Source organism: Brevibacillus sp. 7WMA2 (assembly GCF_010748895.1).
Lineage (GTDB): Bacteria > Bacillota > Bacilli > Brevibacillales > Brevibacillaceae > Brevibacillus_B > Brevibacillus_B halotolerans.
In genome coordinates this window covers 3025207-3050547 of the sequence record NZ_CP048799.1, presented here as the reverse complement: position 1 = coordinate 3050547, position 25341 = coordinate 3025207, and the positions used below count along the sequence as shown (strand labels likewise).

At 41.9% G+C, this 25341-nt stretch carries 23 protein-coding genes and 1 riboswitch; of the genes, 17 read left to right on the top strand and 6 right to left on the bottom strand.

Features of this window, described 5'->3' with window-relative positions; all coding sequences use genetic code 11:
* Window positions 1-278 precede the first annotated feature (278 nt).
* Window positions 279-2039 carry an adenine deaminase gene (gene ade, locus GOP56_RS12585; RefSeq protein WP_163245758.1) on the bottom strand — a complete coding sequence of 587 codons (1761 nt, stop codon included), beginning with the start codon at window positions 2037-2039 and terminating at the stop codon, window positions 279-281.
* A gap of 155 nt (window positions 2040-2194) precedes the next feature.
* Window positions 2195-2296: riboswitch (purine riboswitch) on the bottom strand.
* Between the two features lie 205 nt (window positions 2297-2501).
* Window positions 2502-3107 carry a TetR/AcrR family transcriptional regulator gene (locus GOP56_RS12580; protein ID WP_003334745.1) on the bottom strand — a complete coding sequence of 202 codons (606 nt, stop codon included), beginning with the start codon at window positions 3105-3107 and terminating at the stop codon, window positions 2502-2504.
* A 168-nt stretch (window positions 3108-3275) separates the two neighbouring features.
* Here GOP56_RS12580 and GOP56_RS12575 point away from each other — a divergent pair, with 168 nt between their 5' ends.
* The 9 genes from GOP56_RS12575 (at window position 3276) to GOP56_RS12535 (ending at window position 12811) form a co-directional block, all read left to right on the top strand.
* On the top strand, window positions 3276-3764 hold the full coding sequence (locus GOP56_RS12575; protein ID WP_003334746.1) for an N-acetyltransferase: 489 nt from the start codon (window positions 3276-3278) through the stop codon (window positions 3762-3764).
* 189 nt (window positions 3765-3953) lie between these two features.
* Window positions 3954-4703, top strand: a complete 750-nt coding sequence (locus GOP56_RS12570) for a GTP pyrophosphokinase (protein ID WP_022585948.1) — start codon at window positions 3954-3956, stop codon at window positions 4701-4703.
* A complete protein-coding gene (gene pepV, locus GOP56_RS12565) occupies window positions 4690-6141 on the top strand; it encodes a dipeptidase PepV (RefSeq protein ID WP_163245757.1) in 1452 nt (483 codons plus the stop codon). Before GOP56_RS12570 ends, pepV begins: the two co-directional genes overlap by 14 nt.
* 153 nt (window positions 6142-6294) lie before the next feature.
* On the top strand, window positions 6295-7755 hold the full coding sequence (locus GOP56_RS12560; RefSeq protein WP_163245756.1) for a DEAD/DEAH box helicase: 1461 nt from the start codon (window positions 6295-6297) through the stop codon (window positions 7753-7755).
* A 147-nt stretch (window positions 7756-7902) separates the two neighbouring features.
* Window positions 7903-8661 (top strand): hypothetical protein, encoded by a 759-nt coding sequence (locus GOP56_RS12555; protein ID WP_003334750.1) that lies wholly within the window; start codon window positions 7903-7905, stop codon window positions 8659-8661.
* 187 nt (window positions 8662-8848) lie between these two features.
* Window positions 8849-9286: a MarR family winged helix-turn-helix transcriptional regulator gene (locus GOP56_RS12550; RefSeq protein WP_003334751.1), complete on the top strand. Its 438-nt coding sequence runs from the start codon at window positions 8849-8851 to the stop codon at window positions 9284-9286.
* A complete protein-coding gene (locus GOP56_RS12545) occupies window positions 9283-9942 on the top strand; it encodes an HlyD family secretion protein (RefSeq protein ID WP_003334752.1) in 660 nt (219 codons plus the stop codon). The genes GOP56_RS12550 and GOP56_RS12545 overlap by 4 nt, the downstream gene beginning before the upstream one ends.
* Before the next feature lie 10 nt (window positions 9943-9952).
* On the top strand, window positions 9953-11173 hold the full coding sequence (locus GOP56_RS12540; RefSeq protein WP_163245755.1) for an efflux RND transporter periplasmic adaptor subunit: 1221 nt from the start codon (window positions 9953-9955) through the stop codon (window positions 11171-11173).
* 12 nt (window positions 11174-11185) lie between these two features.
* Window positions 11186-12811 carry a DHA2 family efflux MFS transporter permease subunit gene (locus GOP56_RS12535; protein ID WP_022585952.1) on the top strand — a complete coding sequence of 542 codons (1626 nt, stop codon included), beginning with the start codon at window positions 11186-11188 and terminating at the stop codon, window positions 12809-12811.
* A gap of 202 nt (window positions 12812-13013) precedes the next feature.
* On the opposite strand, the gene GOP56_RS12530 is transcribed toward GOP56_RS12535, so the two are convergent.
* Window positions 13014-13793: an AIR synthase related protein gene (locus tag GOP56_RS12530; protein WP_003342405.1), complete on the bottom strand. Its 780-nt coding sequence runs from the start codon at window positions 13791-13793 to the stop codon at window positions 13014-13016.
* Between the two features lie 31 nt (window positions 13794-13824).
* Entirely contained in the window at window positions 13825-14523 is a 699-nt protein-coding gene (locus tag GOP56_RS12525) for a class I SAM-dependent methyltransferase (protein WP_163245754.1), read from the bottom strand.
* 186 nt (window positions 14524-14709) lie between these two features.
* Here GOP56_RS12525 and hppD point away from each other — a divergent pair, with 186 nt between their 5' ends.
* From hppD to GOP56_RS12510, 3 genes are all read left to right on the top strand, one after another.
* Window positions 14710-15801 (top strand): 4-hydroxyphenylpyruvate dioxygenase, encoded by a 1092-nt coding sequence (gene hppD / locus GOP56_RS12520; protein ID WP_163245753.1) that lies wholly within the window; start codon window positions 14710-14712, stop codon window positions 15799-15801.
* Window positions 15802-16032: 231 nt separating this feature from the next.
* A complete protein-coding gene (locus GOP56_RS12515) occupies window positions 16033-18117 on the top strand; it encodes a carbon starvation CstA family protein (protein WP_022585955.1) in 2085 nt (694 codons plus the stop codon).
* 385 nt (window positions 18118-18502) lie between these two features.
* Window positions 18503-18715: a CstA-like transporter-associated (seleno)protein gene (locus GOP56_RS12510; protein WP_003342413.1), complete on the top strand. Its 213-nt coding sequence runs from the start codon at window positions 18503-18505 to the stop codon at window positions 18713-18715.
* Window positions 18716-18760: 45 nt separating this feature from the next.
* On the opposite strand, the gene GOP56_RS12505 is transcribed toward GOP56_RS12510, so the two are convergent.
* Entirely contained in the window at window positions 18761-19054 is a 294-nt protein-coding gene (locus GOP56_RS12505; protein ID WP_254068413.1) for a hypothetical protein, read from the bottom strand.
* Between the two features lie 145 nt (window positions 19055-19199).
* Between GOP56_RS12505 and GOP56_RS12500 the strand changes: the two genes are divergently transcribed.
* Window positions 19200-20066 (top strand): inositol monophosphatase family protein, encoded by an 867-nt coding sequence (locus GOP56_RS12500; protein ID WP_003342415.1) that lies wholly within the window; start codon window positions 19200-19202, stop codon window positions 20064-20066.
* Window positions 20067-20363: 297 nt separating this feature from the next.
* Here the strand turns inward: GOP56_RS12500 and GOP56_RS12495 are convergent, their stop codons facing one another.
* Window positions 20364-21479 carry an FUSC family protein gene (locus tag GOP56_RS12495; protein WP_163245752.1) on the bottom strand — a complete coding sequence of 372 codons (1116 nt, stop codon included), beginning with the start codon at window positions 21477-21479 and terminating at the stop codon, window positions 20364-20366.
* Between the two features lie 354 nt (window positions 21480-21833).
* On the opposite strand from GOP56_RS12495, the gene GOP56_RS12490 reads away from it, so the two are divergent.
* The 4 genes from GOP56_RS12490 (at window position 21834) to GOP56_RS12475 (ending at window position 25255) form a co-directional block, all read left to right on the top strand.
* Window positions 21834-22256, top strand: a complete 423-nt coding sequence (locus GOP56_RS12490) for a hypothetical protein (RefSeq protein ID WP_174250673.1) — start codon at window positions 21834-21836, stop codon at window positions 22254-22256.
* A 61-nt stretch (window positions 22257-22317) separates the two neighbouring features.
* Window positions 22318-23274, top strand: coding sequence for an AEC family transporter (locus GOP56_RS12485; RefSeq protein ID WP_254068412.1), 957 nt, complete (start codon window positions 22318-22320; stop codon window positions 23272-23274).
* A gap of 318 nt (window positions 23275-23592) precedes the next feature.
* On the top strand, window positions 23593-24219 hold the full coding sequence (locus GOP56_RS12480; RefSeq protein WP_003334770.1) for a YitT family protein: 627 nt from the start codon (window positions 23593-23595) through the stop codon (window positions 24217-24219).
* A 169-nt stretch (window positions 24220-24388) separates the two neighbouring features.
* Window positions 24389-25255: an ABC transporter ATP-binding protein gene (locus GOP56_RS12475; protein WP_163245751.1), complete on the top strand. Its 867-nt coding sequence runs from the start codon at window positions 24389-24391 to the stop codon at window positions 25253-25255.
* Window positions 25256-25341: the final 86 nt, after the last annotated feature.

Genomic DNA, 25341 nt, shown 5'->3' with positions numbered 1-25341 from the left:
AAATCTAGCAATCTAGAAAAAATCTCTACCCTCCATCATAGGAGAAGATAGGATGAGTCGCAAGAAAAAGATGTGCTGAAGAAGAAATTGGTCGTTGTTACTGCGCGTGATGATGATCTCTACTCATTCATTCGGCAAAATATAACATAAATTTACATTTTATTCACTTTTTTGTTTGCAATTTGTGGTAAACTTAGTGTATCGATGGTAGATAGTAAAAAAGGAACAACGGCGGTTCGAAACACCTATTGTTCCTTATCTATTTAGCCTACTTATTTTTACTTCATCACTAGTTCACGTTCATCGGCAGATACGTTCATGTGTAAAAATTGCTTCACATCAAAAAGTCCCATGTCAGTCAGTTTCAATGCAGGGATGACGGGGAGAGCTAGAAAGGAAAGCGTCAGGAATTGAGAGAATTCCTGAGATGCTCCAATACGAAGTAGCGCTTGGTCTAACTGGTGGAGTTCTGCCATCACACGTTCTGCTGGACGTCTTGTCATTAGACCAGCAATTTCTAGCGAGAGGGAAGCTAATACCTTTCCGTTTTCAACAATGACAAGCCCACCCTGCATCTCTTCTAGTGTTTGAATTGCAATCAGCATGTCCTCATCGTTAGTTCCGACAGTAATAATATTATGGGAATCATGTGCAATCGTAGTAGCCATTGCACCTGAGCGTAAGCCAAAGCCCTTTACAATTCCTACTCCGATATGACCTGTTTGGTGATGGCGCTCCACTACAGCCATTTTAGCCAGATCACGGTCGATGGAGGGCTGGAAAAATCCATTGGAGATGTCTACGTCTTCAATCAGATGCTTGGTTACAATGCTATTAGGAATGACACCAATTATATGTGCTTTCTTCCTAGTAATAGGTAGTTGAAGCTCGTGTTTTGTCACCGGTTTGATACGTACGCTGTTGGTGATCGTAGGTGGTACATTTGCAGGAGAAGTGATATTTCCTTCGTAGCGACCGTTTTTAGCAACCTGCTTACCATTTTTCCAAACATCGGTGATACGAACTTGTTCTAAATTGTCCATGATAACTAGATCGGCTATATAGCCGGGAGCAACAGCGCCTTTTTCTGCAAGACCGTAGCATTCAGCAGCGGTAAGTGTAGCCATGCGAATTGCCGTAATTGGATCAGCACCGCATTGAATAGCGAGACGTATGCTGTAATCTATGCTGCCTTCTTTAAATAGATCATCTAAATGCTTATCGTCGGTACAGAACAGACAACGTGCTGCTGTACGTTCATTTACGATCGAAATAAGATTCTTCAAGTCTTTGGCAGCCGATCCCTCGCGAATGAGTAGGTACATTCCTAATTGAAGACGCTCCTTGGCATCTTGCAAGGACACCGCTTCATGATCTGTGCGGATTCCCGCTGTCATGTATACGTTAATGGCATCCTTGGAAAGTCCAGCGAGATGCCCGTCCAGTTTTTTACCACGTTGTCTGGCATCAGCGATTTTTTGAACCATATCTTCATTGCCGCTCATGACAGCAGGATAGTCCATGACCTCAGCTAGGCCAAGCACACGGGGATGATGATAAAAGGGAGCAAGATCCTTGGCATACAGCTTCGCACCTGAGTGTTCAAAGGAAGTAGCAGGTACACATGAAGGGAGCATCACATATACATCAAGGTCAAGCCCTTCTGATGAATCTAGCATGTATTGAATACCAGCGGCACCTGATACATTGGCAATCTCATGAGGATCGCAGACTACAGTAGTTACTCCATGAGGGAGGACAATTTCGGCAAATTGAGCAGGTGTTACCATAGATGATTCAATGTGAACATGCCCGTCTATGAAGCCTGGAGCGATATATTTACCTTTAGCATCCCAGACATCCTTACCTTCATAGGCTCCGATTCCAATGATCATACCATCTGTAATGGCGACATCTGCCTCGACAATTTCTCCAGTGAAGACATTTATGATTTTGCCATTTTTAATAACCAAATCAGCTTTCGTGTGTTTGGAGGCTGCTTGGATACGCTTTTGTAAGGCAGAAGGTTGAATGTTCATTTGAATCGCTCCTCTAGTAATTAAAGTTTTTACATAACGAGAAAAACCCCAGGAATCGACCTGGGGCTCTATGAACACAGAAGCACGTGATAAGACGTGAAGGATGCAGGGAATTTGTTATAGGTATAACAAAATAAACCGCTAGATCATTCGCAGTCTTATTGTATCATCCGCGTAGTCAGGCTATTTACGGTAACCCGGTAGAGACTTATAGGCCATATTCCTATGATTATACGTGGCTATCATGTTTAATGTTGTAAAGGCATTTCTTGAGAGGCTTTTTAATATAGATATTGTTTTGTATTGTAGTAGCACAAGAAAGATAAGTCAATATATTTATGGTTCGTTAAGCAAGGGAGCTATTGGAAGGGGGTGGACTACTATTTGATACAGAAATCAATAACATAAACAAACCGGCTACCAAAAGGCTTCGGGTAACCGGTTCACTAGAAATCGCTATTCTTATGATTGGGTAGATACATCAAGTCCTTCAAATACAATCGAGACCTTTTCCTCCATGATCTCTTCCAAAGGCCAGCCACCATCGCTACGTACCCAATCATACAAGGCATTGTAATAGATGTTTTCCAGCATATTGGCCGCAATTAATGGATTAATTTTACTTTTCAGTCTCCCTTTTTCTTGGGCATCTTCAATCAAATCAGCAAATAATTCTCTTAGCTCAAAGTACATATTTTTCTTTTCTGATTCCAGAACCTTACGATGCTTCATAGAGGATTCAATCAATACTTTCAGAAAATCATAGTTCTGTATATTTACTTCGTTTAGGATTTTATAAATGCGTAGGACGCGTTGTTTACAACTATCTCCAAAATCCCATTCTTCGCGCCTATCTTCAATTTCCTGTAAGCGTTCATAGCCCCAATTGGCAAGAATCGCTTCTTTTGAGGTGAAATGTAAAAAAATGGTCCCTCGCGCCACATCCGCTTCCTCGGAGATCATATCAATTGTGGTCGCTTCAAAACCATATTCTTTAAACAATTTAATAGCGGCATTAAAAATACGTTCCTTTGTTTCACGCTTTTTTCGCTCTCTGCGAGTAATCAAGCTAACACCTCCTGGTAGAAGTATATCATAATCTTGCTGACTCACTAGGAAATCGTCAAGAAAATTGTGCGATTATTTCAACAAAAAACACTTTACGTTGGCAGAGTTTGAATGTATATTTATTATAAATTATGTATTTTTATACGTTACGAGTGGAGGAATATAACCATGAGTATGACAGGTACACTGGTAATTCGCCAGGCAACTATAAACGATGTAGATCAAATGTTGGAAATTATTAATCATTTTGCCGCAAAAGGCTTAATGCTCCCCCGTACGAAGCTGTCCATTTGTGAGCATCTGCAATCTTATATCATCGTACATGATGGGAAAGGTGTAATGGGTATGGGTGGCCTGCATATTTTATGGGAGGATTTAGCGGAGATTCGTTCGCTTGCGATGGCTGAACGAGCGCAGGGAATGGGGATTGGGAAGAAGCTAGTGCTGGCTTTGGTAGAAGAAGCGAGAAAATTAGGAATTCGGCGAGTCCTGTCCCTTACGTATCAGGTTGAGTTTTTTCACAAATGCGGCTTTCAGATTGTTCAAAAAGAGGCCTTGCCGCAAAAGGTATGGAAGGATTGCATCAATTGCTCCAAATTACCGATGTGTGATGAAATTGCTATGGTACGCATATTAGAGCCAACTGAATATGAATAAATGAGGAGCAAAGCGGGAAGAATGTGCCAGACCTAATGGTGGCAGCTTTTTCTCGCTTTTTCACTCTCAGTTTATGCGTGAAGAATGCAATGTGTTTACATAATTGTGTAAGGGCTTTCAAAAGCAGGATATTCCTTATTACCTGTTGAATAAATATAAGGACAAGGAATCCAAGTCGGAGGGAAAAACGTGCAAAAAATGGATTGGGACTTGTATCTAATGCCTTATGAGCAAGCTGTAGAGGAACTAAAGGTTAAATTAAAAAATATTCGTAATGAATTTAAAAAACGGAAAGTTCACTCGCCGATAGAATTTGTTACCGGTCGAGTCAAATCAATTAATAGCATTTATAACAAAGCGACTCGCCTACATTTTCCCATCAATGATAATATTGCATGGGAAATTCGAGACATTGCCGGATTAAGAATTATTTGTCAGTTTATTGATGATATATCGTTTGTCGTAGATATGCTACGCGAGCGCAGGGATATGAAGATTTTTCTGGAAAAGGATTATGTGACACAGCCTAAAGAGACGGGATACCGCGGCTATCATCTAGCAGTGGAGTATCCGATCATGACCATAGACGGACAAAAAACCATACCTGTTGAAATACAAATTCGAACGCTGGGCATGAATTTTTGGGCCACAATTGAGCATTCCTTACAGTATAAATACGAAGGAATTATTCCAGAGGATATCAAGCTGCGTCTGGTTGAATCAGCCAAAGCTTCCTATACGCTAGATAACGAGATGAATAAAATTCGTGATGAGGTTAAGGAGGCCCAGATCGAATTTACTAGGAAAAAGGAGTCCCCGATTGACCCATTACTAAGCATTGTGGAGCTTGATTTAGACGTGGACACTGAATCGGTCTATTTTGATGAGAAGCCAATCGAACTACAAGAGGACAAGGAGGAAGAAAATGAACACAATTAATTGGCAGCAGGAAGTGGAAAAACGACAAGACGAGTTAATTGCTGCGACACAGCGTTTTTTGCAGATCGATAGCGTGCTGGACCCAGATACGGCTGGGGAAGGGGCTCCATTTGGCAAGGGAGTTCAGGCAGCGCTGCAATTCGCTTTGCAAACATGTGAGGATGCAGGTATGACTATCAAAAATATTGATGGATACGCTGGCCATGCTGAGTTTGGACAGGGTGACGAATGCATTGGCGTTTTAAGCCACGTAGACGTAGTCCCTCCAGGGGATGGCTGGACGACTCCTCCGTTTGCAGCAGAGATCATTGAGGGAAAAATAATCGCACGTGGAGCCTTGGATGATAAAGGACCTGCTATGGCGGCTATTTTTGCTGCCAAAATAATTAAGGAGCTTGAGCTGCCTCTTCAAAAACGGGTTCGACTGATTTTTGGTACGGATGAAGAGTCGGGCTGGGATTGCGTAAAACGTTATTTTGAATCTGAGGAAATGCCGACAATGGGCTTTACTCCTGATGCAGACTTCCCGCTCATTTATGCTGAAAAAGGATTAACTCATCTAGTTTTACGCCAAACGAATGAAAGCTTTGCACAATTGACGAATCTGGCTCAGACGACTAGTAGTCAGGAAGGAACCGCGAAGCTTCTCTCCTTCGATGCCGGAATGCGTGTGAACATGGTGCCAGAGACAGCGGAAGCGGAGCTAGCCTGCTCGCCTGAACAAGCCGCGGCATGGACAGAAGCCTACCAACTTTATTTGGAAAAAGAACAGTGTCGAGGTCATTTCACACAAACAGAGAAAGGGATAGCATTTCATTTACAGGGAGTTTCTGTTCATGGAATGGACCCAGCGAAAGGGATAAATGCAGGAGCTTATCTGGCTCACTTTCTACAAAAATGTGATTTGGACGTACGGGGACGAGCATTCGTTGATTTTATAGCCAGTTATTTATTCCAGCAGCATGATGGTGAGGCATTTGGAATTAAAGCAGAAGACCAGGAGATGGGAGCACTCACGTTGAATCCTGGAATTTTTCACTATATAGCGGATGAGGACGTACGTTTTGATCTGAACATTCGTTATCCTCATTCTATTTTGTTTGAACAATGGAAGCCAAGACTTGAACAAGTCGCAGCTGGGCATGGTTATCTGTTGGAAATCATTACTCATAAAAAGCCGCATCGTGTAGACCCGGCTCATCCTTTAGTAACAACTTTACAGCGCGTCTATACGGAGCAGACCGGTGAAAAGGCTGAATTGTTAGCAATCGGTGGGGGAACATACGGGCGTGCCCTAGATGTTGGCGTTGCTTTTGGGCCACTATTTCCTGGGAGACAAGATACGGCTCATCAACGAGATGAATACCTGTTAGTGGAAGATTTATTGAAGGCGACAGCAATCTACGCACAGGCAATTTTTGAATTAGCCAAAGACTAAGCCATATCTTTCTTGTCTTTTAGGAAATACTTATATTACTATAGAGAAAGTGTCTTCTAGGACAAACATGAGCGAATAGGCTGGTAGATCCAAAAGAGAGTGGTAGCAGACTGGATCAGACAGTACGGTTTTCGTTAAGAAGGAAGTGAAAAGATGGCTAAGTTCGAACAATTTGGTTTGCGACCGGAGATTATGCAGGGGATTTCCGACCTGTTTTATAAAGAGCCGACAGCTATTCAAGAAGAAGCGATTCCATTGATTTTAGAAGGTAAGGATGTCATCGGACAAGCGCAAACGGGTACTGGGAAAACAGCAGCGTTTGTATTGCCGATCCTCCAAAAGCTACAGGAAGGAAAAAAGGATATTCAGACATTGATCCTTACTCCAACCCGTGAGCTTTCTATTCAGATTGCTAGTGAAATTGAGAAGCTGGGGAAACACCTGAATGTGAGTGTGTTATCCTTGCATGGCGGTACAGATATTGAGCGTCAAATGAATAAGCTAAAAGGGACTGTTCATATCGTAGTGGGAACTCCAGGACGCGTACTTGATCATATGCGTCGTGAAACACTACATTTTGGCCGCATTCATACATTGGTATTGGATGAGGCTGACAAGATGCTAGAGATGGGCTTTTTAGAGGATGTGGAAAAGATTATTGTTTCCACACCAAGCAGCCGACAGGTATTGCTATTCTCGGCGACTATGCCTGATATGGTAAAGAAGCTGGGACAACGTTTTATGAAGCAACCACCGCATATTAAAATTGAATCAAAGCAAAAAACGGTTGCTAATATCACACAAGAATACTATGTAATCAATCAAACAGATAAAATCGATGCGCTTCTTGATCTCATTGAGGTCACTAAGCCATTCCTAGGTATTATTTTTGCTAACACACAACAGCGTGTAAAGATCTTAACAACACGTTTACAAGAGGCTGGCTATGATGCCAAGGCGTTATACGGTGATTTGTCTCAAAAGAAACGCGAAACTCTGATGAAGGATTTTCGGAATATGAAATTCCAGTTCCTTGTAGCTACCGATATTGCGGCTCGCGGACTTGATGTCGAAGGGGTTACTCATGTATTTAACTACGATATCCCAAGCGATGTAGAAAGCTATATTCACCGTGTTGGACGTACGGGACGCGCTAATCAGCTTGGAAATTCTATTTCTTTTGTGACTCCACGCCAAAAAAGCGTCATGGCTCGCTTTGGTTCTGCAACAAAGGCGGATATCGAAGAAAAATTACTTACGCATACTCGTCACTTGGATGCAGGGCGCAAAGCACGTGCAGCAGAGCGTGAGCAGCATTATACTGAGCTCAAAACCGAGAAGAAGAAACAGCAGCAAATTGCAAAAGCAGAAAAAGAAGCTCCACTTAAAAATGCTCTTGTAAAAAATAAAAAGGTAAAGCCTGGTTATAAGCGCAAGCTGAAGCAAGAAATGGAAGAGTGGAAAACACAATACGACCGTAATCACAAGCGTGAAGAAGCAAAGAAAGCTGCTAAAGCAAATAAAGGTAAAGCAAAACCTCGTTCAGGAGGACAGTCAGCGGCTGGTCGTCCGGGACAAGCACCAAGCAGACCTGGTAAACGATTTGGCAAATAAGCGTTTTTTCGCTTGGACAAAGTAAAATATCGCAACGGAGAAGCTCTTTTCCTATTTATGTAACGGGACTAGGGCTTCTTTCTGTTACAGAAAAGGATTTTGACGAAATATGGCGAAATGTATCGGGTGTAGAGTGAGGTGAAAAGCATGAAAAACTCCCGATCAGAAAGACATCGAATGCGCCGCCGAGCTGATCGAGATGTGAGCCGATTTTGGATTATGGGCTTCATCTTTAGCTTAATAGTCTTAACCGTTGAATTTTTTGTTACCATACCTGCTGAAGCAACGTGGCTGTTAGAAATGGAAATGATTTTGTTTAGTGCCAGCTTTACATTACTTGCTTTTTATCTGCTGGGCTTAACCTTTGTTTTTTCCAAACAAGGTGAAGCTGGTGGGGTTAACCATCAAGTGATTATCTATGTGTGGTTGGGAGCTATTTTGTACCATTTGTTTGTACTAGTAACCAATATAACCAATCAGCATGTATATAAAGCAGGGATCATTCTTTTTTTAGGTCCTCTATTTTTAACAATCTATCATTTTATTACGTACCTGTCTGCTTTGCTTCAAGCACGGCGTGAGGAAGAACAAACATCGGTAGCTGCTTTAGAACGAACTGCCTATCAACTAATCAGTGAAGCCACGAAATTATATGAAGAGATACGTAGGCTCAAAACGGAATTCCCAGAAGTAGAACAGATGCTTAATGCCAATCAATTTGCACACAAGCTCGAAAAATACACGCTTGAGATGCAACAGTATTTACAAGTTGATTCGTTCCAACGAAGAGATTTGGAGTTTCTGGAAGGGCATTATCTATTCATCGAAAATATTTTAATCATTGTAAAACAGCACCCCGGTATTTCAGAATCACGTAAATATCTAGCAAGAGAAAGAGTGCTATAACCCGAAGAATGGGCCATGAACATACGGTCCATTTTTCGGGTCTTTTTATTTGCAGATAGGAAAAGTGCATTTTTATTAAAAAATTTCTTGCATAAATTTTTTCTCTCCCCTATATTATTTCGTGTACGAAATTTTTGAGTGCGAAATAATAGTAGCGATCGCGAATATATGTAAGAGGTGATATGAGGTGCCTAAAGGGCTGATCATACGTGATGGGGTAAGACAACTTAATAAAATCATTGGAATGATGATTACACAGGAGCTTAGCGAAGTAGGAATTACGATGCCTCAGATTAGTGTGATGCGCAAGATTAAGGATGGACCTATGACGATTGGCCAATTAAGTAAGGACCTCTATCTCTCTTGCAGTACAGTTTCCGGGATAGTCGATCGCTTAGAGAGGGAGGGGTACATCGAACGTGTGCGGGATACTGCTGATCGGCGCGTAGTCTGGATTCACATCACAAACAAATTCGAGGAGATGGCTAATTCCATCCCGGTGATGCAAAAGGAATATTTTACAGAACTCATAAAAGACCTATCGGAAGAAGAGATAGACAAAATCGTCGATGCCCTACAACTGCTCATTAGACAATTTGAGAAGAGGATTGAGGAGAGAACATGAAAAAGAAATTTATTCTATCCACCATACTACTGCTTATGGTTGTAGCAGGTGGAGGAATCGGTTATTACTATTGGTACCAAGGTACCCATTACATAACTACGGAAGATGCTCGTGTTGCGGGTGATACGTATCGTGTAATGCCACGGATATCTGGCAAATTAACTTCGCTAGACCTGTCAGATGGTCAAAGCGTTATAGCAGAGCAAATTGTGGGTCAACAGGATACAACAAATATCGCTGGCAACATGTTAGATAATGCTACTTTGCGTGCTCCGATTACCGGTACAGTGTTAAAGGTAACGGCTAAAAGTGGAGAAGTGGTAGCTCCTGGTCAGTCCGTTGCAACGATTGTGGATATGAACAAGCTCTACGTGTCAGCTAACATTGAAGAGACAGACTTAGGTCGGATTCATGTAGGGCAATCTGTTGAATTCACCTTAGATTCATTTAAAGGTCAGACATTTAGAGGACAGGTTTCCGAATTGGGAACAGCGACAGCCTCTACGTTCTCTTTGTTGCCTGCAACTAGCACAAGTGGTAACTTCACAAAAGTAACACAGCGAATACCAATTAAAATTTCTATTAACGATAAACAAAACAGCCGCATTTTACCAGGTATGAGTGCTGTGATTAAAATTCATTTGAAAGGGAATTAGGGTGAAGAGTATGAATAAAAGACAAAAAGGGATAGCAGGTACTTTTGCCATAATGGCTTTGTTGCTCGGTGGCTGTAGCAACAATAGCGACAATGAAATAACAAATGCTCCCATTGTACAAACGATGAAAGTTGTATCTACTACGAATTCTTCTGGCTTGATGGCATCAGGCAAAATTGTACCCGATCAACAGGTTCAGGTGGTTTCCAAATTGTCCGGTCGAGTAGCAAATGTCAACGTAAAAGAGGGCGATCGTGTCAAAAAGGGAACGGTGTTAGCAACTCTTGAAAACGCTGAGCTAGTACAACAAGTACGACAAGCTGAAGCTGGCATTGTAGCCTCTCAAGCAAAATTAAATGATACCAAGGCAGGTGCACGTCAACAGGATTTGGAGCGGCTAAACAGCGCCTTACAGCAAGCAAAAGTGGGATGGGATGTCGCTCAAAAAACCTATGATCGCATGAAGGCTTTATTTGATACAGGGGCTGTGCCTCAAGCTGAATTAGATAAAGCATCGCTTGCATTAGAACAAGCTAAATCAGGATATGAGCAAACCAAAGCACAGCTTGATTTAGCTAAAGCAGGTGCAACCTCCAATTCTATAACAGCTCTGCAAGCGGATGTAACGCGTCAAAAAGCAGGTTTGGATTTAGCGAAGACAACATTATCTAACGCAACGATCACATCGCCAATCGATGGAATGATTGCGATTCGCAATATCGAGCCGGGGGAAATGGCGGCGCCTAGTATCCCGCTAATGACCATCGTCAACATGGATACAGTAGTTATAAAAGCGAGTGTTCCTCAAGAACAAGTAAATCCTTTGAAAAAGGGACAGACGGTACAGGTTGTAGTAAATAAGGATAAGAAAATGGTAGGAACCATTGATTTTATCAGCCCTGTATCTGATGCAAACAGTACGACTTTCCCTGTTAAAATCAGAGTGAAAAATGACGGTTCGTTATTAGCTGGAATGATTGCTGAGGTCTATTTTGGCACAGATGCTCAAGTGGCTACAGGAGTAGAGATTCCGAAAAGCTCTGTCATTGATCAGGATGGTAAAAAATTTGTTTATAAAGTAGATGGAAATACCGTTCACATGACTCCTGTTGAAGTAACAGAGAAAAATTCTGATTGGTTATATGCAAAAGCAGGTGTTGCTGCTAACGATCAGATTGTTACACAACCAGCTAAAGATCTGCATGATGGTAGTCAGGTCCAAATAAACTAGGAGGCGATCAATTTGTCTGCTTCTAACAACAAGGAGAACGCTTCTTATAAATGGTTGGCGTTGGCTGCTATTGTAATGGGGACTTTCGTGGCCGTCTTAAATAATAGCTTAATCAACATTGCCCTGCCTAAGCTGGTAGCTGTATTTGGTTCCACCACTGACACTATTCAATGGGTGCTGACAGGGTATATGCTTGCTTCCGCGGTTGTGATTCCCATGAGCGGGGCGCTTGGAGATAAGTTTGGTTATAAGCGGGTATTCGTAACCTCACTTGCTTTTTTTACGATCAGCTCAACGTTTTGTGGATTTTCATGGAATGATAGCAGTATGATTTTTTTCAGAGTGGTGCAAGGGTTAAGCGGTGGTTTCATTATGCCGATCGGGATGTCTATCATCTACACGATTATGCCACGGGAACAAATAGGGACAGCGCTTGGCTTATGGGGGATTTCAGCCATGGTAGCTCCTGCTGTCGGTCCTACGTTGAGCGGATACGTCATCGAATATTTCAACTGGCGGTTTCTCTTCTTCATGGGTGTGCCAGTAGGGGTTCTAGCGGTAATTATGAGTAGCATGATTTTAAAAGAAACACCACTAAAAAAGGATTTGAAATTTGATTTTCCCGGGGCCATCTTATCTATCATTGGTTTTGCTTCGTTATTGCTAGCCTTATCAAAGGGACAATCAGAGGGTTGGACATCATTGTACATCGTTAGCCTATTATTTGTGGCTGTGTCTAGCTTATCGTTATTGGTCTATGTAGAGCTAACTACGGAGCAACCATTGATTGAGCTCCGTATTTTAAAGAATGGAACATTCTCACTTAGTTTATTGATTGTTAGTTTTCTTACTATGGGAATGTTCGGTGGTATTTTTATGATGCCGTTGTATATGCAGAATATCCAAGGTTTATCTGCCATGCAGACAGGTATTCTATTGATGCCCCAGTCAATTGCCATGGCGTTAATGATGCCGTTAGGCGGTAAATTATTTGATAAATTCGGTGTTGTTCCATTAGGATTGATTGGATTGACTCTCGCGGGGATAACCACCTTCGAGCTTCAAAATTTAGCTCAAGACACTCCCCATCGTTGGATTGATGTGTTATTAACCATTAGGGGCTTGGGAATGGGACTTTGTATGACACCACTTTCAACAGTGGGGATGAACGCCATCGAGAAATCTATGGTTGGTCGTGCTTCTTCGTTATCTAATCTGATTCGCCAAGTGATGGGCTCCTTTGCTATTGCGATTTTGACAGCACTGATGAGTAATCGGCAAACCTTCCATGCCGTGCGGATCAGTGAAAATATGCAAGTGACAAACGATACAGCAAATCAAATGCTGAGCATGCTATCAGGGGTATATGCACAAAGTGGGGTAGACTCCGCTACTTCAATGGGAGGCGCCTCTGCCATACTCGCGGGTTTGATTCAGAAAGAAGCCTTCACGAGAGGGATTGCCGACACTTTTATGGTATCGGCGTTGCCAATTCTTTTATGCATTCCATTGGTGCTGTTTTTCCTAAAAAAACGAAAAGCACCAGATGATTTCGTAGCAGCAAAAAGAGTTCCTGTTGAAAAACCAGCAGGGGCAACACCTCAAACCTCAGGTACTACCTCTCCTATGGAGGGATAAATGTAAATACAGGCTACCTCAGTTTGTTTTCGCTAACTGAGGTCTTTTTTTTGAGTGGGAACAGAAAGAGAGAACAGCTTCTTCTAAAGGTAGAAGATAGCTGTTCTCTCCCTTGCGATGGATACAGTCCACTGCTCTGCACTTGTTGGACAAGCTGTTTTCTTACTTAGTAGGCAATGCCCTTCACGCTGTCCCTTTTACTTTATTCAAGAATAGCTAAAACATGTACAGGACAACGTAATTGATTTCGAAATTCTTCAAGTAGCTCAACTGCCGCTGAAAAGATCACACAAGTAGAAGGGCCGCCAGATTGCTTCAGATCAAGAGGAAGAGGAGTAGTGAGACGATATGTAAGCGAGGCACTTGCAGCTAACTGCTCCATTTCATAAGCGATTCCTTTTGAGCCAACGGGCAACAGATCATGAACACCAGGATGAGCACGTAGTTGGATTAAGTCAGCTAGGGAAAGCATCTCGGGATCGTCTAATCGAACCTCATGCTTGGGTCCGCTTTTTGGAATACCTGCACACATGATAGCTTCTTGAGGCTTGGCTGTTCCTGGGGAAAACTGAGCTTGCTGTACCAGCCCAAGTACGGTTATACCAATCCCTGTCTGCGTGGTTGGAATGTTTTCCTCTGTACTTCCTGTAAACTGTATATCCTCAGTGACGCCTGCTTCTTGCGCATATTCCTTAATACCACGGAGAATTTCTTCCCCGTAGCCCTCAAGCTCTACCGCTAGCGTATCGCATATCATAAACGGAGTGGCTCCACAAGCAATCAATTCAAAAAGCGGTACACGAACAGCAAACCGTCCTAACAGATCGGGTGCTATTTGGACGATATCCTGTGGTTTGGTGCCGATGCCGCCATCTGAATCGCAGGCGATAACGATGCTTTGTGCTTCATTGATCCGAAGTAGCGTCAGATCACGTACCTTTTGCAAATGGTGTAATGGATTTGTGAGATAGGGTACTTGCATAGCTGGCTCCTTTACAAAATGAATGATTTGTTTAGAGATCTGGGTGCTTACGTAAGGCAAGCAAGGTTACAAAACTGACTGCTTCACGTAATTCCATGCTCAGAGAATGAGCGAGGACAGGAGGAAAATCATCTTTATACACATGTGATTCCTTTTGCAGAAAAAATCCATTCTCCTGTGCTAGCTGTTTTGCTTCCCAGGGCATGATCGTGTTCTGGATAGTGGCTTTCCCATACAAACGTGGATAGCTATGTGCCCGCGGGCCTGCTGTGGGTCCCAAGACTCCCAGTAGCAGCAATCCATCTGGTTGCAGGATGCGTCGAAATTCTTGAAGGACAACTAGGGGAGAGGAAGTAAACTCCATCGCGTTAATGGATAGGATACCTGCAAAGGATTGGTCTGGATATGCCGTAGCAGAAATATCTCCCTCCATAAATTGTAGAGAAGGAGAATCGGTAAGCAGGTTGGCCTGCTTGGTGGCATAGGCTATCATTTCTGAGGAAATATCCAAGCCTGTTACATCATACCCTACAGAGGCTAGCTTGAAGCTAGCATATCCATCTCCACAGCCAGCATCCAGTATTCGACCCTTGCTGGCAGAAAGAAGCTCTGTAAATAAAGGGAGGATCGTTTTCCGACTGCCCTGTTCCCACATTCCCTTGCTTCGCTCATGCCAATCACCTGCCATTTGATTCCATTGCTCTGAAACAAATGTATTCCACTCCTGCATCGCACTTCGCTCCCTTCAACTATCCTTTTACTTATCATAACTGATTGGAGCAGATAGACAGAAGACTATTATTGATATTGCATGAAAGCGTTTAAGCGTTACTCCATATTCTTGCATGAAAAAAACAGACCATGTAATCTCAAATAAATAGGTTTAAAAATTCAGAATAGTCGGAGGTTGAGCGGTGTGAGCGTAAAAGACTTTTTCCCTATTCAAGATTGGGACTATGTTGAGTTGTATGTAGGAAATGCGAAACAGGCACTGTACTATTACGCAAAGGCATTTGGATTTGAGCCGTATGCTTATCGTGGTTTGGAAACAGGGAGTCGCACTCAGGTCTCTTATGCGTTAAAGCAGAATCACATTCGTTTGGTGTTGACAGGAGCATTAGAGCCTGATCATCCGATTACTGATTTCATTAAGCTACACGGCGAGGGAGTTAAGGACATTGCTCTTCGCGTTGAAAATTGTGAAAAGGCTTACCAGGAAGCGATTTCCCGTGGCGCTACATCTATCATGGAGCCTACGGAATTTAGTGATGAGCATGGAACCATAAAAAAAGCAACGATTGCTACTTATGGAGAAACAGTCCATTCCTTTATTGAACGGAAGGATTATAAAGGGGTGTTTTATCCAGGCTTCCAACCTTATCAAGCTCCGTTTGCCTGTCAGCCTACAGGTCTAATTGGTATCGATCATATCGTAGGGAACGTTGAGGTTATGGACGAATGGGTTGGATTCTATGAGAAAGTTATGGGCTTTACATCTTCCCAAAACTTCAGCGACGATGACATTTCTACTGAATACTCCGCGCTCATGTCCAAGGTTATGCAAAACGGTACGGGGCGAATTAAATTTCCAATCAATGAGCCTGCGGAAGGCAAACGCAAATCGCAAATCCAAGAATATCTGGAATTTAACAAAGGGCCAGGGGTTCAACATATTGCTGTATTGACTAATGATATTTTGACAACCGTTTCGCAATTAACGGCAAATGGGGTTGATTTCTTAGGTGTACCGGACACCTATTACGAAAATTTAGCGGAGCGTGTGGGGGCAATTGAAGAGGACATCGAGAAATTAAAAGAGCTAAAAATTTTAGTGGATCGCGATGATGAAGGCTACTTATTGCAATTGTTTAGTAGGCCAATAGTAGATCGTCCGACATTATTCTTTGAGATTATCCAGCGTAAAGGCAGCCGTGGTTTTGGAAATGGTAACTTTAAAGCGTTATTTGAAGCACTGGAGCGGGAGCAGGAGTTGCGTGGAAATCTATAACAATCCCATAACGAAATAAGCAGGAAAGCCACTTTTTACGTCGGTATGAAAAGTGGCTTCCTTTTTTATAATCAGCTATTTCTTGAAAAAAATGTATATTTTTCTAAAAAAAGCTTTTCAGCTTATCTACAAGTAAGGTATCATAAAAAAAGATTCTGGTTATTTTGTTAAAAATCAGATAATTTAGATTATTGTTATGTGTCTTACATTCTGAAAGGAGGAGCACTTTTTATGAAGCGAAAGTTACTTTCCATAATCATTTGGACAGTTATTTCTGCATTAGGAGGCATTGGATTTGGAGCGTTGGCTTTATCCAAGGGAGAACAGGTAAGCTCTTTTTGGTTATTAACGGCTGCTTTATGTACATATGCAGTAGGTTATCGATTTTATAGCCGTTTTATTGCCCGTAAAATAATGGGCTTGGATGACAGACGAGCTACTCCCGCCGAAATACATAACGATGGCAAGGATTTTGTGCCAACCAATAAGTGGGTTTTATACGGACATCACTTTGCGGCCATTGCAGGTGCAGGGCCATTAGTAGGACCTACATTGGCAGCTCAAATGGGATATTTACCCGGTACAATTTGGATTATTGTAGGGGTTGTATTGGGAGGAGCAGTGCAGGATTTCATTATTCTATTTGGCTCGATGAGACGCAATGGAAAATCCTTAGGTCAGATTGCCAAGGAGGAGATCGGACCTATTGGGGGCGTCCTTGCGATGATTGGAATACTAGCTATCATGGTTATTCTTATTGCTGTATTGGCGCTTGTTGTTGTTAATTCTCTTACTCATTCTCCATGGGCAACCTTTACGATTGCCATGACGCTACCAATTGCTATTTTGATGGGGTTGTACATGCGCTATTTCCGACCGGGAAGAGTGCTGGAGGCCTCTGTTATCGGAATTGTGCTGTTATTTGCCTCTCTTTATTTTGGCCAAGCAGTGGCAGAATCGCCTACCTGGGCCCCGTTGTTTGATTATGAAGGTACACAGCTTGCTATTATGATTATCATTTATGGTTTTATCGCCTCTGTTTTACCGGTATGGTTTTTATTAGCCCCACGCGATTATCTCAGTTCTTTTTTAAAAATTGGTACAATCGCTTTTCTAGCCATTGGCATCGTTTTCACATTACCTAATCTACAAATGCCAGCTTTAACAAAGTTCATTGATGGTACTGGGCCAGTATTTACCGGTAACCTTTTTCCCTTCCTCTTTATTACGATCGCTTGCGGAGCCATCTCCGGCTTCCATGCTCTAGTCGCTTCAGGCACAACGCCAAAAATGATTATCAAGGAAAGCGATGCTCCTTTAATTGGCTATGGGGCAATGTTGACTGAGTCTATGGTTGCTATCATGGCGATGATTGCGGCCTGCGTATTAACACCTGGCTTGTATTTTGCAGTAAATGCACCCGCATCAGCAATCGGAACTGATGCAGTCACAGCGGCAGCTACGATTACCAACCATTATGGCTTCCCAATCACTCCGGAGCTATTAACGGAAACAGCCAAGGATGTAGGAGAGACAAGTATTTTATCCCGAACAGGAGGGGCGCCTTCCTTCGCGTTGGGAATGGCACATATTTTTTCAGGTTTTATCGGTGGAAAAGTCTTTATGGCCTTTTGGTATCATTTTGCAATTCTGTTTGAGGCCGTGTTTATCTTAACTACCATTGATGCTGGAACACGCGTTGGCCGTTTCATGGTACAGGACATGCTGGGCAACGTGTTCCCAAAATTAAAACGCATGGACTATCTACCGGGCAATCTAATCGGGTCTGCTGCTGTGACAGCGGGATGGGGCTACTTTTTGTATCAAGGGGTTATTGATCCATTGGGCGGGATTAAAACACTTTGGCCATTATTCGGTATTGCCAACCAAATGCTAGCGGCAATTGCTTTTGTAGTTGGTACCACGCTCATTATTAAAATGGGCAAGGCTCGCTACGCTTGGGTTACACTCGTTCCAATGGCATGGCTTTCATCGGCCACCTTGTATGCGGCTTGGCAAAAGATTTTTTCTAATGATATTACGATTGGATTTTGGGCGCATGCCAACTACTTCAAGGAGACTTTAGCGGCAGGACTGTTGCCAAAAGGAGTAACATCCGTCGAAGCAGCCGAGAAAATGATTTTTAATGATATGGTAGATACCATTGTCTGTGCGATCTTTTTACTAATTACAATAGCCATTATTGTTGATGGAATACGTCTATGGCTCTCTATTGCGAATGGAAAGAGATACGAGCTGAAAGAGGAACCTTTTGTGCTAACCAAACGTGATCATAAGGGGAATCTAATCGCTTAACTAGACCAATAAAAAAGCGAAAAACCGCTCATGTGCTGGTTTTTCGCTTACCTTTAGCTTCAAAGGCTTGTTGCCAGTCCGCTTTCAGAACTGTTCAAAAAATGCTGTGAAGGAGAACTATAGGGGTGCGTTTTAACGCAGTTTGGGATAAAGTTCTACATTTTAGGAACAGAGAGCGGACTGACAACAAAACTAAGAAAATGCTCCATCTATATCATAAAACAGTCTCAATAAAGAAATCTATATGTTTACCCAAAGAAATTTCAAAAAATATAGTAAAAAATCATATTTTTTTAGTAGTGGAAATGTTTAATAAAGTTATAGTGGTATTAAAAATAATATAGTCAGTTATGGATATTATGTTGGAAAAGTGAGGTGTGTGAGAATGCGAAAGAAAATAAGATACTGGAAACGGCGACTCAAAAAGGTGCGTTCCATCATTAAAACAATTTTTGGTATGCCCGATTATGATCGTTATCTGGAGCATTGGTATACGACACACGGAGCTCCTGGAATATTTCCGATGACAGAGAAGGAATTTTATCTTTTCGCATTAAAAAACAAATATGAAAGCGGTGAAATGAATCGCTGCTGTTGATGGGAAATAGGGCTATGTAGCAAAAAGGGGGCTACTACACTAGTCCTATTTATTTTTATGCCAAAAAGAACGCAGGAAGATATGTGCCTGAGTCTCATCCTTGTGCAAGACTTCTACATAGGAGAGCCTTTTGTTTGTAAAAAGATGGTGATCTTCAAACAAAGTAGCAGTTACAGAATTACGAATTCGACAGCGGATGCCCTGCTGTTGTAAAAACGTATATAATTCAAATGCTTCCCATTCAGGTCCCTCGTAAACCATGTGATATCGATAAGCACCTATCATGTCCATTATTTTCAGGCTACTAAATAGTACGACTATCAATACAAAAAAGGTCAAGTATAATCACTTCCGTTCTAAATATGTCGCGAAATGGAGATAGTATTACTAGTGTAGCATTTATAATAGATAAACTATTCATCGCCGTTGTTTAGGAATGTAAGGTGTAGGAGAAGGGGAAATATGATACACTAAAGAAAATTGGATGGGTTGGGTGGCGATATCTTTGCAACCGAATGAACTGGAACAGTGGAAAGAATTGGCGATCACATGCGCCAAAACAGCCGGTAAGCTAAGTTTGGAGAAAATGAATCAGCCCTATACAGTCAACTATAAAACCTCTGCTTCTGACTTAGTCACAGCTGTAGATGAAGAAGTAGAGCAGATGGTTATTGATATGATTCTTAAGCAATATCCTGAGCATGGCATTTTGGGTGAGGAAAATCGGTTTCAGGGTATGGCCCCTTCTGAATATGATACCCTGTGGATCATTGACCCTATTGATGGAACAACTAATTTTGTTCATCAGCAAATTAATTTTTCAGTTTCAATCGCCGTGTATCACAAAGGGGAAGCAATTGTTGGTGTTGTCTATGACCCATCACGTGATGAGCTGTTTTATGCAACTAAAGGTGGAGGAGCTTATTTAAACGATCGACAGCTACGTATTCACCGTCAAGTAAAATTAGAGGAAGCCTTACTTTGTACAAGTGTGTTTTGGCATAAACGCGCTGAGCAGATAGGCATCGATGTTATTTTCAAAGAGTTAGCGGGGAAAGTTCGCGGTATGCGCTTGTTAGGAAGCGCGGCCTTGGAGCTATCTTACGTAGCAGCAGGACGACTGGATGGTTACGTCAGCTTGCAATTAAACCCATGGGATTTTGGAGCAGGCAAGCTTATTATTCAGGAAGCGGGCGGTACTGCTACCACAATGGAAGGCAAGGAACTTCCATACGATGCTAAAAGCAGTGTAATGGGATGTAATCCGACGTTTTATGAGGAGTTACAACAGTTTATTCGTAGTAACATGAACCTGATTCGTTCCGCGCAAGATGCAAAAGATCATACATAGGTATTTTTCCATAGCAATCTGCCTTTTTTTCACTTTTATACGCGCTTATCCAAGCATCACATGACCGAAATTCATAGGGTACTAGCAGGAGTATGTGAGTCCATGCATTCTCCGCTACTAGACCGTGAGAAGGAGGAAGGATCATGGGATGCGGTAGAAGAGGTGGTATATTCGATGGCGGCTTTTTATGGATTATCGTTATTATTGTAATATTGGTGTGTTTCTGTAATGATTAATCATACGTAGTTTGCAGAAATAAAAGAGCCTTTCCCTTTTTGGGGTAAGGCTCTTTTTCTACTATGCTCTGTATGCGTAATTCGTTGACACCCGCTCGTCAGTGCAGTCTTTAGAAGCTGTGGATAACTCCCATACGTGAGCAGAATATTCCATCTCAACAATCATACGATTTATCTCTGCGTACAGGCAGCCAACCTCTCGTAAAGAAGAGATACCGGCAGTTTCTATTGATGTGATGAACTGCTGAGATTGTTGTTGTTGTACCCTGTATAACAGATTCAGTAGCTCCTGATGGGCCTCTGCGGACGGATTTGCAACAAAGGCGCCATATGTTGAAATGGCGGCACTAGCATCAAGCAAAGGCTGATCAAGAGTATGCCGAAGAGTGGGGAGATATTTTAATTCCTGAGCAGTATATAGGATACTACATATAGAGATCAACATCTTTTGAACAGAATCAATTTGTTGTTCCAGATAATAGAGCGTATTAAGGTCTTTTCGGTAAAATACATTATATTTTAGGCTTTTCTTTGCATGCTTTAATGAAGCCTCCAGCTCATTATTCCATTTTAAAAGGGAGGCAGGATCGACAATCGGAGTAGTTGCACCATCAGAGTGATTATTTAATGCAGTGGCCATAATTGTTAATGTCTGTGCTAATTGCTTACAAGATTCGGCATGTTTCTTTTGAACAGTAGGAACATAGTTCTCTGGTCGAATGACCATTTGAATGAAAACAGCCACGATTGCTCCGATAATGGTTTCTAAAATCCTGCCAGTCGAATAACCTTGCATTTGTTGAAAGGTCATTACCATCACAGAACTAACACCGATTTGTGAAATAATTTGTGGATTTAAGCGCAAAGCGGTAGCGGTACCCATACCTACCAATAGAACAAGGACGAGACCTAGAATTCCATTTTCAAAATAAGGAAGAATAATAATACTAGAGACAACTCCGCCAATGACACCAATTACACGATAAATTCCCTTTTCCAGAGTGTCTGCAATGGTAAGTTGCATGGTTAATACCGCAGCAAGCGGAGCAAAGTAGGCAAAATGATTGCCGAACAATAATGAGGCGATCAACAATGACAAGCCGGATGCTAAGACGGTTTTACACACATGAAACGTGAGACCAAAGCGAGCGCACCAATTCATACTGCGCTGCACCATGGAACTCACCTCCTTGTTTTTCTAAGCTGTTTTAGTGTTTGTTACAACCATCATGGTAAACCAAAAATGTTGATACAAATGCTTATAATTTTGACAGATTTTCGATAAAGTTCTTCTTTTCACAATTATAAGCGTTTATTCATGAATGAAAGCGAATACATTTACAAACATGTGCATTCTTCGCATTTTTGTACAGGAGAGCTTGCTTCGATATGCTAAAATAAAGGATATCTTTTGACAATCAGCTAAAATGAAAAAAGCAGAGTCGAAGATAATATCTGTTACTAATGTTGGATTATTTTGAACAATATTACTTTTATAAGGTTGAACATAATTAATAAAGGGGCGAGGCGATTGAACGATTGGCGCATGTACACAGATGAACGCAAAGAAGAAAGAAAACATGTGTCTTGGCACGAGGTGCTGCGAGAAATTGCGAGCTTGGATGGGAAAATGAGAACGTTGGTACATGCTGCCTATGGCGACCATGTTGATTTGGTTGTGTCGGGCGGTGATGAAGGATACGTCTTAATTCAATGGAAAGAGTATGCACGTGACATCAGTCATTATGTACTAACCACGAAGCAGGGTGATGCGGAAGTGGCGGGAAGAATCATCACCGTAGAAGGCGAAGGGCTGCCAGTACCAGCAGATTGGGCTATTTCACTTGAAAAGGCCATTCCTTTACTTGGGGATTTGTTGCAAACCTGCGAGCAAAAAGAGAACGTAGATTTGCAATGGTTATTACTGGAGACAGAATCGGGGCAAATGTCTTAGGAGCATCAGACATAATCTTTGAATTTCGCCATACTATTAGTGTAACAGGAGGGAAATTCGCTTGACCCTTGCACCATTGTTCTCATCTGTGGGTATGATGGCTGTCATTATTGGAATAGGGGCAATGATTGGTCGAATGAAACCAGTCACTGCTGATGCTCGCCAATTGTTAATTACCATTGTTATCAATGTAGCTGTTCCATGCATCATTCTCAACGGAATTTTTCACACACAGATGAGCCAGCAACTCTTGCATCATATATTTCTCATCTTTTTTATTGCTGTTGGTCTAAGCTGTCTTGGAATGCTTCTTGCTTTTTTATTTGCAGTCCTATGTAAGGTGCCGATCAATAAGCGAAAAGAATTTTCCTTTATTGCTGGACTGGGCAATACCGGATTTATCGGGCTTCCTTTGTGTGTCGGGCTGTTCGGACCGACAGGGGGACTGCTTGCGGCAGTCTACGATGCTGGGCTTGATCTGGTGCTCTGGACAATCGGTGTTATGGTTTTGAAGGGAAAAAAAGGATGTACATGGAAGAATATGAGGAGCATCGTAAATATTCCAATGCTGGCTATTGTAGTTGGGATGGTTTTGGCATTAATGGAATGGCAACCGCCAGAGATGGTTAAATCACTTACTGCCATGTTATCTTCTATAGCTGCTCCCTTAGCCATGCTGTACATCGGTTTATTAATTCCCGATCTGTTGGTACGTAAACAACAAACAGCACAAGCACTCCCCATTTTAAGTTTGTCTATGCTTGTTAAGCTTTTCTTGTATCCAGTCATTGTTGCTGGTTTGCTTTGGAGCTTTCACTTAGCGACAGAGATTAGCCGAGTTACTTTAGTGATGGCAGCAATGCCTACAATGACGCTAGCCTCCATGTTATTCGCCAAATACGCGGCTGATGAAGATTTAGGAGCGATGGCGACCGTTAGTTCCACAATTATCAGCTTCGTAACCATTCCTTTAGTTGTTATGTTAGGTCAATTTATCTTGTCTGTATCACTTTTTTAAAATGAGTAATCATCTAGAAAAAATATAAAAAAAGAGCCTATATTACCACTTGTTTGATTCATGAAGCGATTTTTATGTTATAATGAAAATGTAACTTTACAATGAAAGGATCGGATAGTGATGTTACCGCGAAGGACAATCTGGAAACGGTTTGATCTCTCAGATACGTAGCGTAGTAGTTAGAGCGTTCCACTCTTGATCTGTGAACACTAACTACGAAAGAGAGATGCTTTATGATACAAGCAAGCGATCCTGTCAGGACCTGCTTCGTAGTTAGTGGAGAAAGTGACTAACTAACTACGAAAAGAGGAAGCCTCGATGAGGACAAAACCATACCAACAAACCTTCATGATTTTACTGGGAACTTTTTTATTGGCCTTTAGCTATTACCACATCAACTTTCAGAATAATTTAAGTGAAGGTGGATTTGTGGGGTTATCATTACTTGGAAAATACGCTTTTGATTGGTCACCGTCTATTACGATGCTAGCATTAGACATTCCAGTCATTTTAGTTGCAATGATGATCAAGGGACGTAAGTTTTTGATTAATACCATTGTAGCAGCGACATCGTTTTCCTTTTTCTATGAACTATGTGAGCGTTTTTCGCCGCTAGTATTTGACTTTAGCAATGCCATGTTGCTCGCTGTTTTATTATCTGGAATCAGCACAGGCTTCGGTCTAGGATTGGTTCTTAGATTCGGTGGGGCAACAGGTGGAGACGATATTTTGTCTCTATTCATAAGTAAGTGGACGGGTATGTCAGTAGGTACCGTTTTATTAATATTTGACGTCCTTGTGTTATTGCTTTCGTTATTTTTCTTGCCAATACCTCAAGTCTTGTACACGCTTCTAGCAGTTTCAATCGCTGGTAAAGTGGTTACATGGACCTACGAATATGGTACAAAAGAAAAACAAACGAAGCTGGCACACAGTGCGGCGTAACGAAAAAACCAGTTAATAAGGTGAATGTTAGTCTGCTTGGCAGCTAACAATGCCCCTGTTAATTGGTTTTTTTATAGAAAATGTTTGACAATGATAATGAGAACCAATATCATTTTAAGGGAAGGTATCATTCAGGATATTATTGCGTGACATCGAAAGGAAGATGATCATGGTTCGCTTACATACACAACAGTTAAACATTGGCTATAATGATAATCTCATTGTGGAAGACTTAAACATATCATTACCTGATGGAAAAATCATTGCTCTGGTCGGTGCAAATGGATCAGGTAAGTCTACCATTCTAAAAACGATGGCACGTCTTTTGAAACCGAAAAAAGGTGGAGTTTTCTTGGATGGTAAATCCATTCACCAACAGGATACTCGCAAAGTAGCCAAGGATTTAGCTATTCTGCCGCAAAATCCAGTAGCTCCGGATGGACTTACTGTAGAAGAATTGGTTTCTTATGGACGCTTCCCTCATCAAAAGGGTATGGGGAGCATGACGCCAGAGGATAAAAAAATTGTACAATGGGCACTGGAAGTTACCGGTATCAATGAGTTTGCTACAAGAGGAGTCGACCAATTGTCAGGTGGTCAGCGTCAACGTGCATGGATTGCAATGGCGTTAGCCCAGCAGACGGATATTTTGTTCTTGGACGAACCAACGACGTTCCTTGACATGGCTCACCAATTAGAAGTGTTACAGCTCCTAGCTAAGTTAAATACAGAAGAGAAGCGTACGATTGTTATGGTTGTTCACGATCTAAACCATGCTACTCGTTATGCCGATCATGTTATCGCTATTAAAAAAGGGAAAGTAATGGCTCAAGGGACCCCTGCTGAGGTCATGACGCATCAAATGCTGTGGGATGTATTTGGCATTGAGGCTGACATTATTCCAGACCCTCGCAGTGGTGTTCCTCTATGCATTCCATACGGATTGGCTTCAGGAAGTGTTTCTGGTAAACCAAAGAAAGATAGTGTCATTTTAGATTCAAATGAAGAGAACGCGACCTTGGCTGTAGCGCGTTAGCACCACAGATCACCAGAAGAATCTCAAAAGCAAAGAGCTTGTTTCCTCGAAAAAATGAAGAGGTGACAAGCTCTTTTTTTGTAAAG

Coding starts and splice junctions, on each gene's coding strand:
- GOP56_RS12540 (WP_163245755.1), top strand. CDS start 9,953: ATGAATAAAAGACAAAAAGGGATAGCAGGTACTTTTGCCATAATGGCT.
- GOP56_RS12510 (WP_003342413.1), top strand. CDS start 18,503: ATGCGAAAGAAAATAAGATACTGGAAACGGCGACTCAAAAAGGTGCGT.
- GOP56_RS12515 (WP_022585955.1), top strand. CDS start 16,033: ATGAAGCGAAAGTTACTTTCCATAATCATTTGGACAGTTATTTCTGCA.
- ade (WP_163245758.1), bottom strand. CDS start 2,039: ATGAACATTCAACCTTCTGCCTTACAAAAGCGTATCCAAGCAGCCTCC.
- pepV (WP_163245757.1), top strand. CDS start 4,690: ATGAACACAATTAATTGGCAGCAGGAAGTGGAAAAACGACAAGACGAG.
- GOP56_RS12545 (WP_003334752.1), top strand. CDS start 9,283: ATGAAAAAGAAATTTATTCTATCCACCATACTACTGCTTATGGTTGTA.
- GOP56_RS12480 (WP_003334770.1), top strand. CDS start 23,593: ATGAGGACAAAACCATACCAACAAACCTTCATGATTTTACTGGGAACT.
- GOP56_RS12500 (WP_003342415.1), top strand. CDS start 19,200: ATGGGTTGGGTGGCGATATCTTTGCAACCGAATGAACTGGAACAGTGG.
- GOP56_RS12475 (WP_163245751.1), top strand. CDS start 24,389: ATGGTTCGCTTACATACACAACAGTTAAACATTGGCTATAATGATAAT.
- GOP56_RS12575 (WP_003334746.1), top strand. CDS start 3,276: ATGAGTATGACAGGTACACTGGTAATTCGCCAGGCAACTATAAACGAT.
- GOP56_RS12495 (WP_163245752.1), bottom strand. CDS start 21,479: ATGGTGCAGCGCAGTATGAATTGGTGCGCTCGCTTTGGTCTCACGTTT.
- GOP56_RS12560 (WP_163245756.1), top strand. CDS start 6,295: ATGGCTAAGTTCGAACAATTTGGTTTGCGACCGGAGATTATGCAGGGG.
- GOP56_RS12555 (WP_003334750.1), top strand. CDS start 7,903: ATGAAAAACTCCCGATCAGAAAGACATCGAATGCGCCGCCGAGCTGAT.
- GOP56_RS12530 (WP_003342405.1), bottom strand. CDS start 13,793: ATGCAAGTACCCTATCTCACAAATCCATTACACCATTTGCAAAAGGTA.
- GOP56_RS12525 (WP_163245754.1), bottom strand. CDS start 14,523: ATGCAGGAGTGGAATACATTTGTTTCAGAGCAATGGAATCAAATGGCA.